The sequence below is a fragment of the Streptomyces tricolor genome (assembly GCF_002155905.1).
Lineage (GTDB): Bacteria > Actinomycetota > Actinomycetes > Streptomycetales > Streptomycetaceae > Streptomyces > Streptomyces tricolor.
In genome coordinates, this window is the sequence record NZ_MUMF01000664.1 from 1 (window position 1) to 11,995 (window position 11,995).

Annotated in this window: 13 protein-coding genes and 1 pseudogene; 6 read left to right on the forward strand and 8 right to left on the reverse strand. The window is 74.6% G+C overall.

All coding sequences use genetic code 11. The features are described 5' to 3' along the window. Nucleotides 1–1,153, forward strand: a 1,153-nt coding sequence (locus CCN44_RS36800; protein ID WP_208639919.1) for a VWA domain-containing protein, incomplete at its 5' end; no start/stop codon positions are given. Then, a complete protein-coding gene (locus CCN44_RS36805) occupies nt 1,150–3,120 on the forward strand; it encodes an SWIM zinc finger family protein (RefSeq protein WP_086703031.1) in 1,971 nt (656 codons plus the stop codon). The genes CCN44_RS36800 and CCN44_RS36805, both read left to right, overlap by 4 nt. Nucleotides 3,121–3,151: 31 nt before the next feature. Here the strand turns inward: CCN44_RS36805 and CCN44_RS36810 are convergent, their stop codons facing one another. The 5 genes from CCN44_RS36810 to CCN44_RS36830 form a co-directional block, all read right to left on the reverse strand. After that, entirely contained in the window at nt 3,152–3,637 is a 486-nt protein-coding gene (locus CCN44_RS36810; protein ID WP_237482444.1) for a hypothetical protein, read from the reverse strand. A gap of 105 nt (nt 3,638–3,742) precedes the next feature. After that, nucleotides 3,743–4,168 (reverse strand): pyridoxamine 5'-phosphate oxidase family protein, encoded by a 426-nt coding sequence (locus CCN44_RS36815; RefSeq protein WP_086703034.1) that lies wholly within the window; start codon nt 4,166–4,168, stop codon nt 3,743–3,745. Nucleotides 4,169–4,270: 102 nt separating this feature from the next. Next, a complete protein-coding gene (locus CCN44_RS36820; RefSeq protein ID WP_086703037.1) occupies nt 4,271–4,486 on the reverse strand; it encodes a hypothetical protein in 216 nt (71 codons plus the stop codon). 110 nt (nt 4,487–4,596) lie between these two features. Then, the gene (locus CCN44_RS36825; protein WP_086703040.1) at nt 4,597–6,114 is read right to left on the reverse strand and encodes an MFS transporter; all 1,518 of its coding nucleotides are present in this window, start codon (nt 6,112–6,114) and stop codon (nt 4,597–4,599) included. A gap of 98 nt (nt 6,115–6,212) precedes the next feature. Next, nucleotides 6,213–6,881, reverse strand: coding sequence for a TetR/AcrR family transcriptional regulator (locus tag CCN44_RS36830; protein WP_059256455.1), 669 nt, complete (start codon nt 6,879–6,881; stop codon nt 6,213–6,215). Between the two features lie 70 nt (nt 6,882–6,951). On the opposite strand from CCN44_RS36830, the gene CCN44_RS36835 reads away from it, so the two are divergent. Next, a complete protein-coding gene (locus CCN44_RS36835; protein ID WP_086703043.1) occupies nt 6,952–7,833 on the forward strand; it encodes an SDR family NAD(P)-dependent oxidoreductase in 882 nt (293 codons plus the stop codon). Nucleotides 7,834–7,869: 36 nt separating this feature from the next. Here CCN44_RS36835 and CCN44_RS36840 read toward each other — a convergent pair whose 3' ends face one another. Continuing rightward, complete coding sequence (locus CCN44_RS36840; RefSeq protein ID WP_308406481.1) at nt 7,870–8,871, reverse strand: LmeA family phospholipid-binding protein; 1,002 nt, start codon at nt 8,869–8,871, stop codon at nt 7,870–7,872. Between the two features lie 347 nt (nt 8,872–9,218). Between CCN44_RS36840 and CCN44_RS36845 the strand changes: the two genes are divergently transcribed. Together CCN44_RS36845 and CCN44_RS36850 are read left to right on the forward strand one after the other, a co-directional pair. Beyond that, nucleotides 9,219–9,671, forward strand: a complete 453-nt coding sequence (locus CCN44_RS36845; protein WP_059255855.1) for a hypothetical protein — start codon at nt 9,219–9,221, stop codon at nt 9,669–9,671. Nucleotides 9,672–9,758: 87 nt separating this feature from the next. Next, complete coding sequence (locus CCN44_RS36850) at nt 9,759–10,232, forward strand: MSMEG_6728 family protein (RefSeq protein ID WP_086703048.1); 474 nt, start codon at nt 9,759–9,761, stop codon at nt 10,230–10,232. A gap of 49 nt (nt 10,233–10,281) precedes the next feature. Here CCN44_RS36850 and CCN44_RS36855 read toward each other — a convergent pair whose 3' ends face one another. Continuing rightward, entirely contained in the window at nt 10,282–11,268 is a 987-nt protein-coding gene (locus CCN44_RS36855) for an SMP-30/gluconolactonase/LRE family protein (RefSeq protein ID WP_059255851.1), read from the reverse strand. Nucleotides 11,269–11,460: 192 nt separating this feature from the next. Here CCN44_RS36855 and CCN44_RS36860 point away from each other — a divergent pair, with 192 nt between their 5' ends. Further along, entirely contained in the window at nt 11,461–11,724 is a 264-nt protein-coding gene (locus CCN44_RS36860) for a hypothetical protein (RefSeq protein WP_086703051.1), read from the forward strand. On the opposite strand, the pseudogene CCN44_RS36865 reads toward CCN44_RS36860, so the two are convergent. Next, a pseudogene (locus tag CCN44_RS36865) lies at nt 11,721–11,995 on the reverse strand (beta-glucanase); the annotation flags it as partial. The gene CCN44_RS36860 and the pseudogene CCN44_RS36865 overlap by 4 nt on opposite strands.

The following is an 11,995-nucleotide window of genomic DNA, read 5'->3' on the forward strand; positions in this document are numbered from 1 at the left end:
ACCCACCCCCGACCCCGGTCTTGAGCGCTGGCGGCTTGTGCTCGGTGTCGCCGCCGAGCGCTGCACCGGCCCCCTGCACGGCGCGTCCGCGGCCCGGGACGCCGCGCTGGAGTGGCTGTACGGCCGCGACGAGGACCTGCGCCGCCGCGGGGTGCGCCGCGCGGCGGCCGACTCCCGGGAGGGCGGCGGCGGACCGTCCCAGCCGACCGCGGTGGACTGGCTCGACGACATCCACCGGCTCTTCCCGAAGGAGACCGTGGAGCGGCTGGAACGCGACGCGGTGGAGCGGTACGAGATCCACGAGATCGTCACCGACCCGGACGTCCTCGCCCGCGTCGAGCCCAGCCAGACCCTGCTGCGCGCCGTCCTGCGCACCAAGCACCTGATGAACCCCCAGGTGCTGGCGGCGGCCCGGCGCATCGTCGAAACGGTCGTACGGCAGCTGATGGAGCGGCTCCGGCCGGAGGTGCGCCGGGCGTTCACCGGCTCCCGTTCCCGCCGCCCCAGCCGCCTGCCGCTCGCCCGCGACTTCGACTTCCGCACCACCATCCGCGCCAACCTCGCCCACTACCAGCCCGAGGAACGCCGCGTCCTCATCCAGCGCCCGCACTTCCACTCCCGCACCCGCCGCCACCTGGAGCACTGGCAGCTGGTCCTGCTGGTGGACCAGTCGGGGTCCATGGCCGGCTCGGTGATCCACTCGGCGGTCACGGCCGCCTGCCTGTGGAGCCTGCCGGGCCTGAAGACCCATCTGGTCGCCTTCGACACCGCGGTGGTGGATCTGACCTCGGAGGTGACGGACCCGGTGGAGCTGCTGATGCGGGTCCAGCTCGGCGGCGGCACCGACATCGCCCGCGCCGTCGACTACGCCGCCTCCCTCGTGGAGAACCCGCGGCGGACGATCGTCGCCCTCATCTCCGACTTCTACGAGGGCGGCGACCCGTTCCGCCTGGTGCGCACCGTGCGGCAGCTGGTCGAGCAGGGCACGACCGTGCTGTGCCTGGCCGCCCTGGACGAGGCCGCCGACCCCGCCTACGACCGGGACCTGGCCGGACGACTGGCCGCGGCGGGCGCGCCGGTGGGGGCGATGACGCCGGGCCGGCTCGCGGAGTTCGTCGCGGAGCGGATCGGCGGCGGAGGGCAGACCCGATGACCCGCTCCGACCTGCTGGCCCTGACACCCGACACGCTCGCCTCGCTCGCCAACCGGGGCCTGATCAAGCGCGCCGACAAGGACGTGGCGGCCGGCTCCGGCCCCGAGGTGACCGTCGGCGCCGACGGCACCGTACGCGGCACCTTCCCGGACGGCACCGCGACCGCGCTGCCCCCGGGCCGCGGCCTGGACGCGGCCGACTGCACCTGCCCCGCGGCGGGGATGTGCCGGCACCGGATCGCACTGGTGCTGGCCTACCAGCGCGGCGCGCCCGACGAGGCGGCGCCGACGGCCGACGAGCCGTCGGCGGACTGGTCACCCGGTGAGTTCGACGACGACGCGCTGGCCGCCGCGCTGGGCCGCACCGCCCTGACCGCCGCCCACCGCACCCGCGCCCGCGGCTACTCGGCCCGCGTGCACCGCCCCACCGCCGAGGACCCGGCGCCCCGCGTGGAGCTGCCCAGCTGCACCGTCCGCTTCCCGGTCCCGCACGAGCTGGGCTACGCCCTCACCGACGCGGCCACCGCACTGCGCGGCGAGGTCATCATCCTGGCCGTGTGGGCCTTTCGCGCCGCGGACGCCGAACAGAGAACGGAGGTGACCGTCGGCGGCCGTGCCGCGAGCGGCCGTACGGCTCCCACGACCGCTGCCGATGAGGCGCTGCGCGCCGCCGTGGCGCTCGCCGACGAACTCCTCCTGGACGGCGTGCGGCAAGCGGGCCCGGTGTTCACCGGCTCCCTCCGCCGCGTCGAACGGGCCCTGGCCGCCACCTCCCTGCACTGGCCCGCCGGCGCGGTGGCCGACCTGCGGGAACAACTCGACGCGTACACCGCCCGCGCCACCCGCCACACCCCCGAACGCCTGGCCCTGCTCCTCGCCGAACTCCACGCCCGGCACCGCGCCGCCGGCCACGACCCGGCCGGGGTGCTGGGCACCGCGGAGGCGGCGACGACCCCACTGCGGCGGGTGCGCCTGGTGGCGCTCGGCTGCCGGATCGGCGGCAGCGTCCGGGACCGCACGGCCGAGACGTACTTCGCGCACGCGGACGCCGGCATCGCCCTGGTCCTGCGCACACGCTGGGACGTGGCGGAGGACCGGTCACCCACGGGGCACGACCTGGCGACGCGCCGCCTGCTCGGCTCCCCGCTGCACGCGCTGGCCACCGCGAACGTCGTCAGCGAGCACACCACGCGTGCCGCCGACCGCACGGTCGTCCTCTCCCGCGGCCGGATCGCCGCGACGAGCATCACGCCGGTCGGCTCGGCCTGGACGGAACTCCCCGAGAGCCTCTTGGTCCGCGACACCGCCGCCCACCTGCGGGCGAGGGGCGAGCGCCCGCCGCGGCTGATCCGCCCGCGGGTCGAGGCGGACGCCGTACGCGTGATCATGGTGGAGGCCGTCGACGAGATCGGCTACGACCCGGCCGCGCAGCGCCTCGAAGCGGTGCTCCGCGACCCGGCGGGCAACGGCGTCCACGTCCACGCCGAGTACAACCCGCTGTGCCCCGGCGGCCTCGACTCCCTGGCCGCCGCTCTGAACGACGACACGGTCCGCGCCGTCAGCGGCACGCTGGGCCGGGCCCGCGGCCGTACCGTGCTGGACCCGCTCGCCGTACTGACCGCCGAGGGCGTGACCGTCCCCGACCTGGCCCCCGGCGCGGGCGGCGCCACGCTCGGCACGGCCGCGCGGCCGTCGGCCGACCCGATCACAGCGGCCCTGGAGGCGGCGCTCACGACGCTGGCGGAGGCGGCCCACCAAGGTCTGCGCCACCTGACCCCCGCGACCCGGACCGCCCTCGCCGGGAGCGCGGCCCGCCTGCGCCGCACCGGCCTGGAGTCGGCGGCCCGCCTCCTGGACGACCTGGCCCGCACCCTCCACGACGAGGGCGCCCCGGCCGCCGCCCCGCGCTGGGTGACGGCCCAGGTCCACCTGGCGACGAGCCTGGAACTGCACCGGGAGGACGGCTAGCGGCCGGCGGTCGTGGGTGCGCGTGGCGCCGTCAGTACCGCAGGGCGGTCCCCAGGCCGGCCGTCACCGGTCCGGCCAGCTTGTGCGTGCTGCGCGCCGTCGCGGTGCCGGACTTTCCGGCCGCCACGTCGGGGATCGTCACCACGACCACGTCGAGCAGGTTCCCGCCCGCGTCGCGGAAGTCGACCTGCACGGCGAAGGACTTCTTCGTGTCCGCGGTGTTGTCCGCCGTCACGGTGACGGTGCTGCGCCCGCGGTCGTCCGTCCCCGTGGCACCGAGCTTCACATCCTTCTTGGCGTCGACGCCGCCCTTGACCGAGTCCAGCCTGCGTTTGGCCTCGGCGGTCGCCGATGCCAGGCCCTCCGCCGCCCGGGAGCCCACGGAGGCGGCTGCCGAGGCCGCCTTGCTCGCGGCGTCCGACGCCGGGCCGCCGTCGTCCGAGCAACCGCTTCCCGCCACGGCCGTCAGGGCCGCCAGCACAGCCGCCGTCGCACTTCGCCTCACCTGTCCGGACACGCCGCAGCCTCCCTGCTCACCCTCGGGGTCGGTCCCCTCCTGCGAGTGAAAGGCCGTCGGCCGCCCGTCGCACGTCGAGGACCGGGCCGCCTCGGAACGGAGGCGTCAGAACGCTCCGAGGTCGGCGCAGACCCAGTGCTCCGGCCGCATGCGGATGACGACGTGCTCGCCGAGCCGGGCGCGGTCGTACTCCACGAACGCGGCGACCTTGTCCTCGGGGAGGTAGCGCGCGGCCATCTCCCAGGACAGTTCGCGGCTGTCCGGCGCCGTCCCGGTGACCGGTCCCTCCACGCACACATAGCGCACGGTGGGTTCCGTGCGCTGCACCATCAGGCTGAAGCGTCCCGCGGAGCGGATCGCCCGCGCCTTGCGCGAATCGGGCCCGGTGCGCACCCACAGCTCGCCGCCCGGGGTGTACTGGTACCAGATGGGCACCGTCAGCGGAGCGCGGTCCGGTTGTTCGACGACCGACAGTGCGCCGATGTGCGGCTCCGCCAGGAACTGCTCTCGTTCTCGCCGGGAGAGTGTCATCCGGCCGACCCTAGCGCGGAGCCGACCGGAGCCGTAGGGGGTGGCGCGCTGACCGGCTTCCCGGTCCGGGCCGCGTCGGCCGGCTTCACGGTCCAGGCCCCGCTAACCGGCTTCGCGGTTCAGGACGCGGCGGGCCGCCTCGGCCTCCGCCGCCGGCGGGGACAACTCGTCGAGCGTGTCCAGCTCGTCGTCCGACTCCAGTTCCCGTTCCCAGGCCGCGGCGAGTTGCTCCTGTTCCTCGCGCGGCTTCGCGCCGATGGCCTCTCGGTGGTCCGGATCCAGCGCCGCCAGGAAACGTTCCACGGGGTCCTTCGCCATCAGTGCTCCTTGTCGCCGCTCAGGGGGGCCGCTTCCGGCCCAGCATGGCCAACGGTTCACGCGGCGGGCCGTCCGACACGGCCCCGGGCCACCCTGATGGACCTGACGCGTCAGGTCTGCCGGGCGTGCACCGGGTCGTTGGCGACCTCCTCCGGGCACGTCCGGCGCCCCGCGCCCGTCCGTCGGTCGCGCCGCCAGTCGGCCGTCGCGAGCGCCAGGGACGCCAGCATGCCGGCGAGGGCGGCGCCGAGCGCGGTGACGAGCGCGCCGCGATAGTCGTGACTCCTGCCGAGCACCAGGTAGAAGAGGCCGGGCAGGGCGGCGGTCCCCAGCGCGGCGCCCAGCCGCTGCCCGGTCTGCAGGGCGCCGCCGGCCGCGCCCGCCATGCGTACGGGCACGTCCCGCAGGGTCATCGTGATGTTGGGGGAGACCACGAAGCCGCCGCCGATGCCGCCGAGGAACAGGGCCGGAGCGGCGAGCCAGGGCGCGTCGGCCAGGGGCGCGAACCGGAGCAGCAGCACCGTGCCGCCCAGGCCCAGGATCACGCCCGCGAGCCCGCACACGGTAAGCAGGCGGCCGAACCGCTCCACCAGCCGCCCGGCGACCACGGCCGCGCTCGCCGAGCCGAGCGCGAAGGGGGTCACGGCCAGGCCGGACCTGAGCGGGGAGAAGCCGAGGCCGTGCTGGTAGAAGAGGGCGAAGACCAGCCAGACGCCGCTGAAGCCGATGAAGTACAGGGTGCCGATGCCGGCGCCGACGGCGTAACCGCGCACGGTGGTGAACAGGCGCGGGTCGAGCAGCGGCTCGGCGCCGCGCGCGACGAGACGGCGCTGTCGCCGGGTGAAGAGGGCGAGCAGCGCGGCACCGGCCGGGAACAGCCACCACAGCCGGCCGAGGCCGCCGGCGTCCGCCTGGACCAGCGGATACATGAACGCGAGGACGCCGAGGCCGAGCAGCAGCACGCCGGCCAGGTCCATGTGCCCCCGCTCGGAGCGTCGGGTGCGGGGGAGCAGGCGGCGGCCGAGGAGGACGGCGAGGATGCCGATGGGCACGTTGACGTAGAAGATCCACCGCCAGCCCTGGGCGCCGTCGGCGAGCGCGAGGATGGCGCCGCCGGTGAGGGGGCCGGCGGCCGAGGAGATGCCGACGGTGGCACCGAAGAAGCCGAAGGCGCGCCCGCGCTCGGCGCCGCGGAACATCTGCTGGATCAGCGCCGAGTTCTGCGGCGCCATGAAGCCGGCCGCCAGCCCCTGGGCGAGGCGGGCCACCACCAGCAGCGTGATGTCGGGGGCGGCTCCGCAGGCCGCGCTGCACAGCACGAAGCTGCTGAGGGCCAGCAGGAAGATCCGGCGCCGGTCCAGGGCGTCGCCGAGGCGGCCGGCGGTGACCAGGGCGAGGGCGAAGGCCAGGGCGTATCCGGAGACCACCCACTGCACCTGGGCGGGGGAGGCGTGCAGGTCGCGCTGGATGGTGGGCAGGGCGACCGCCACGATGGTCACGTCCAGCAGGCTCATGAAGCCGGCCACCAGGGTGACCCACAGGGCCCGCCACCGGTGCGGATCCGGTCGGTACCCGCTCTCCTGAGCGTCCGGGCCCCGACCGTCCGCCGCCGCTGCCGCCGCTGTCACCTGGACTCCTCTCGCCAGGGCCGCCACCCGGTCGAACCAAGTTCCCCCGCCCGGTACGGGCACACCTGCCCAGCCTGCTCCCGGGGGCCGGGCGGTGCTCAGACGGTGGTGGCCGGTGCCGTGACGAGTCCGGTGAGATAGGCGGTGAGGACGCGGTCGAGGCGGGGCTCCACCTCCACGACGGCATGGCCCAGCCGGGGGTCGCTCGTGTACAGCTCCCGCAGGCGCGGCCCGGGGGTGGCCATCTGCCACAGGGCTCCGGCCATGCCGGTCGCCGTCGCGATCGTGTCCACGGTCTGGAGCTCGCTCAGCCCGAGGAGCCGGTCCAGCTCGGCGCCGATCAGTTCGATCTCGTGGAGCGTGACCAGCTTGAAGGAGCGCACCGATTCGATCGACACGTTGCGTTCGAGGTTGAGCGGGGCCTGGGCGAGCAGGTCGCAGAACAGGGGGCGCCCCGCCAGTGACCCGGCGATGGCCGCGGCGACCTCGGCGGGTGTGGCGTGCGCCCGGCGCGCGAGGTCCTCGCGCAGGTCGGCGGACCACTGCCGCCAGCCTTCCGCGGTCAGTGCGAGGAAGATCTGCTCCCTCGTCTCGAAGTAGCGCAGCAGCGCCGACTTGTGCATGCCCACGGCCGTGGCGATGTCGGTGAGGGTGACGTCCCGTACGCCGCGTTGCGCACCGAGCGTGCGGGCCGCGTCCAGGATCGCCTGTTCCCGGGCCTGTTTGGCCTCGGCGCTGCGCGCACGCTGAAAGGCAGGGTCACTCATGGGGAACATCATAGGAACCGTTAACAGAACGGCGTTGCGTTAATAAGAGAACGGTGTTGTACTAACCCGTATGAGCGCACAGGATCCACAGGTCTGGTTCATCACCGGTTCGTCGCGCGGCCTCGGCCGTGCCCTGGTCGCCGCCGCCCTGGAGGCGGGCGAGCGCGTCGTGGCCACCGCCCGCCGCCCCGAGACGCTCGCGGAAGCGTTCCGCGAGCACGGCGACCGCGTCCTTCCCCTCGCCCTGGACGTCACCAGCGCGGACGCGGCCCGCGAGGCCGTCGAGGCGGCGGTCGCCCACTTCGGACGCATCGACGTCCTCGTGAACAACGCGGGGTACGCGAACGTCTCGCCCATCGAGACGGCGGACGACGACGACTTCCGCGCCCAGTTCGAGACCAACTTCTGGGGCGTCTACCACGTCACCAAGGCCGCCCTGCCCACCCTGCGCCGGCAGGGTTCGGGCACCGTCGTGCAGTTCTCCTCCATCGGCGGCCGGGTCGGCGGATCGCCGGGCATCGCCTCGTACCAGGCGGCCAAGTTCGCGGTCGACGGCTTCAGCCGCGTCCTGGCCGCGGAGACCGCCCCGTTCGGCGTGCGGGTCATGGTGGTCGAGCCGAGCGGCTTCGCCACCGACTGGGCCGGCTCCTCCATGACGGTGCACGCCATCCCCGACGCCTACGACGAGACCGTGGGCGCCATGAACCGGCGGGTACGACAGGGCACGGACGGCGCGGCCGGGGACCCCCGCCGCGCCGCCGAGATCATCGTGCGAACCGTGCGGCGCGACCAGGTCCCCGGCCACCTCCTGCTCGGCGTGAACGCCGTGACCATGGCGGTGGACCACTCCCGCCGCCGGCTCGCGGAGGCGACGGCCTGGGAGAAGGTGAGCCGGTCGGCCGACTTCGGCGAGCCCTATCCCGTGCCGCTCCCGCCCGAGGACCGAGTGTGACCCGCGCCCCGGCCGCCCGCCTCTGAGGGGGGCGCCTCAGCCGCCCAGCAGGAGTCCCGTCCCCCGCACATCGGCGTGGATGCCGTCCCGGCCCACGGTCACCTGGCGCAGCCGCAGGGAACCCGAGGGCGGCTCCGGGAGCTGGAAGGAGAAGGCGAAGCGGTCGGCGATCCGGGGCCGGGTGAGCCGGGTCAGGGCGGTGAACAGGGACGGATCGAGCCCCAGCCGCTTCAGGAGCGCCGGATGGGCCAGCGCGGTGTCCACGAGGTTCACCCCGGTCAGGCCGCGCAGGAACCGCGGCGCGCCGGTGAGCCGGTGCAGCCGGTCCTCGTCGCGCAGCGCGGCGCGCACCGTGCCGTCCGGTACGCCCAGACGGCGCGCGATCTCCGGGACGCCCAGCAACGCCTTGATCTTGCCCGCCTCCCGCGTGATCCGGCGTGCCGAGGCCCGGGTCAGATGGAGACCCTCGCTCGGCCCGGTGCCGGGCCGGTACGTCGCGAGGTCGCCGATGTCCAGCCGTATGCCCTCCACGGCGGTGGCGATGCCGCGCTGCCCGTCGCGGCGGACCCGGGCGTCGGCGCGCACGCGCACGTCGTGTCCCGCGACACGCAGCGCGCCGCGTGCCCGGACCCGGCCCGGCCCGCCGGCGCTGAAGGACACCTCCGAGGCGCCCAGCTGACGGTTCATGTCGGCGAACGACAGCAGCACATCCCCCTGTACCTGGGGGACGAGCGCGCCGCGCACCGCGGTGGGCGCGTCGCCGCGGATGCGTATGCCGTGAGCCGTGGCGGTGACCTGGGTGAGGGCGACCCGGCGGGCCGGTACGTCCGGCACCGTGATCCGGACCGAGTCCAGGCGCCCCGCGGCCAGCTGCGTCAGAAACGGGAAGCCGCCGATCCGTACCTCGGGGGCGGCAGCCAGGTGCAGGTGGTCCTTCAGGCGCTCGGCGGCCTGCCGTTCGGCGTACAGCACCGCCCAGCGGTCGGCCAGCGTGACGAGGCAGCCGAGGGTGAGCACCCAGACGAGAGCCTTCGTCACGGTGGGCAGTCCGGTGGCACGGTTGCGGCGGCGACCGCGCCGCCTGTGGCCGGGGGGCGTCCGGGGCCTCCCGGCGTCGTCGCCGTGCGCGGCCGGAGCGCCGTCCTCTGCGGGTGGCCGGCCCTGGAGGGGTCGATGCGTCTTCGTGTGGGGGGTACGCATCGGCAGATTCGATCACACGTCCCCCGACGGCTCGCAAGCCCTACCTGGAGTAAGGCAGGAAACACCCCACTTCACGAAGGGGGATGACGCGGTGATCACACGTCCGGCCGACGGTGCATCCGGTCGCCCGGCGCAACGGGAAGAGATACCCGGCAGGCATCCGGCCACAGCATCCAGGGAGTGCCATGAACGAGTACGAGGACGGCCCCGACCCCCGGCACCGCCGCCCCGAGGGGGTCGACGACCTGACCGTGGAGGCCCTCGGATCGCTGTCGAAGGCGCTGGAGACCACCGAGCGCGCCCGCGGCCACCTCTACAGCTTCCACCAGCTCACCGGCGGGGCCGACCGGGAACTGGACCGGGCCGTCCTGCTGCTGCGCGAGGCCGGGCACACCGAGTGGGCGGACATGGTCGAGGCCGAGATCATGGGCCGCAACGTGATCCCGGGGCACTGGACCTTCCAGATCCTGGAGGCCTACAACGAGACCTACTACCGGCCGTTCCTGGAGCTTGAGCGCGCCGTGGTGAGGGAACTCGCCCAGGGCCGGGAGCACTTGTACGAGGCGGAGCTGAAGGAGTCCCGCCGCACCCCCGGGCACCCGGACCACACGGCGTGCCCCCCGGCCGTGGAGCCCTGACCCGCGCCTCCCGGGGGCGCCGCGTGCCGAGCCGGCGCGCGGCGGGGAACACCTCACCCGCCCCCTGCCCAGCCCAGGACGGCACCCATGCAGACCTTCCTCCCCGATGCCGACTTCCGGCGTTCCGCCCTGCTCCTGGACCGCCGTCGCCTGGGCAAGCAGCGGGTCGAGGCGCTCCAGGTGCTGCGCGGCCTCACCGTCCCCGGATACGGCTGGCGCAGGCACCCGGCCGTACGGATGTGGCACGGGTACGAGGAGGCCCTGGTCCGCTACGGCCTCGAGATCTGCCGCGTGTGGCGGGAGCAGGGCCACCAGGACAGCTGCGCCGCCTCACTGATCGCCGGATACGCCGCACACCGTCCGGACGCCCACGTGCGCGACCAGGCCGCTCTCGCCGCCGCCGGGGAACTGCCGCCGTGGCTCGGTGACGAGGCCTTCCACCGCAGCCACCGGTCCGCGCTCGTCCGCAAGGACCGGGAGACCTACGCGCCCGTCTTCCCGGGCGTCCCCGACGACCTGCCCTACATCTGGCCGGCGTCCGACCGGGACGAGGCGTCCTGACCACACAGCGCGGGCGTGCCCCGGCCCGGCGACGAGGAACGCTGCGGGCCTACGCGCCGGGGACGATCCGGGCGGACAGGAGGTTGGGGTCGTCGTCGGTGAAGTACGCGGCGCTGGCGACGTAGGCCGTGCTGCCGCGTACGGCGAGCGAGGTCGGGCCCTGCAGACCGTCGGCGGCGGTGAGCACGACGGTGTGCCGGCCGCCGGGCTCGACCCTGGCGACCTCGTTGTCCTTGTTGATCGCGGCCAGCAGGGTGTCGCCGCGGCCGGTGAACGCGAAGTCGTCGATGTCGACCAGCCCGGTGGCCCGGGTCTGCACCGGACCGGCCGTGCCGCGGCGGGTGACCGGAACGCGCAGCACGGTCCCCCGGTCCAGGTTGGACACCCAGACCGCGCCGTCGTGGACCTTGATGCCGTTGGCGCCCAGAAACCCGTCGGCGGCCAGCTCGGGTGCGGTCGACCACGCGGTGGGGGTCCCGCCGCTGACCGGCACGCGCCAGATCGTGCCCAGGACCGAGTCCGCCGCGTAGAGCAGCCCTCCGCGCTCGTCCAGGGCCAGGCCGTTGGGCAGGCCGTCGGCCGGGAGCGCGGCGATGCGCTGCGGGGTGCCGCCCGGACGCAGGCGCCACAGACCGGTCAGGTCGCTGCTGCCGGTGGCGTACAGGAAGTACAGCGTCCCGTCGTGGGTGCGGACGACGCCGCCGAGGAAGGGCGAGGTGAGGGCTGGCGTGACGGAGCCGGCGGGCGGCTCGGGCAGCGTCGTGAGGACGTGCACCCGGCCGTCGGGGGTGATGCGGGCGACCTGGCGGCTGTAGGCGAAGGTGACGACGGCACCGCCGCCGGGCTCCAGGGTGATGTTCTCCGGTCGCTGCCCGTCGTTCAGGTCCAGGTGCGCGACGAAGCGTACGGCGGCTGCCGGGCCGTTCGTGGAGACCGGAGCGGCGCCGGCCGGGCCGGTGGCGGTGACGGCGAGGGCGGCGGCCACCGCCGTGGCCAGGAGACCGGTGCGCGTCCGCGTCGTCGTACGGCTGGTCATGTCGTTCCTTCTCTGCAGGTGAGCAGCGGGCGCCTCCACGCTAGGAGTGGTGAGGTGTCGCGGATGACGTGTGCGTGCACCGGTCCGTGCCTGTCAGCGCACCACCGCGGCACCGCGTCCGTTCCCGTTTCCCCGACCGGCCGGGGGGAACCCGGCGGGTCGACGAGCGGATCAAGGACGGTGAGGACGGCCATGACGGAACACACCGACAAGCCCGCCGACCCGTACGCCCGGGCCCGCGGCGACGAGGAGCCCGGAGCACACTCGGGCGGCGAGAGCCAGGCTCGTGAACGGTCGGTCCCGGGCACGGCGAGCGCGAAGGAGGGCTACCAGCCCGAGGACGGCACCGTGGCCGGCGAGCCGCTGCGCGGCGTCGGCCGGGAGGAGCGCGAGAAGGAGAGGGAGCAGGAGCAGGGGGACCGGCGAGGGGGCGACGGGACGGGTTCCGTCCGCTAGCCGCTTGCGGCGTCCCCGCCGTGCGGCCGGCTCCCGTAAGGACGCCGTACGACCAGGTCCGCGACCTCGAACGACATCTCGGTCGTCTCGGCCGCGGGCCGCGGGTGGTAACGGCCCGCGCTCACCGAGAGATTGACGATGAGATGGGCGTGCCACCGGTGCCCGACACCCCGCCCGTCCACGAACACCTCCTCGCCGTTCAGCCACCAGACCACCGAACGGGCCCCGAACTCGGTGCGCAGGTCGATCCAGGCGCCGGGGCGGACGGCGT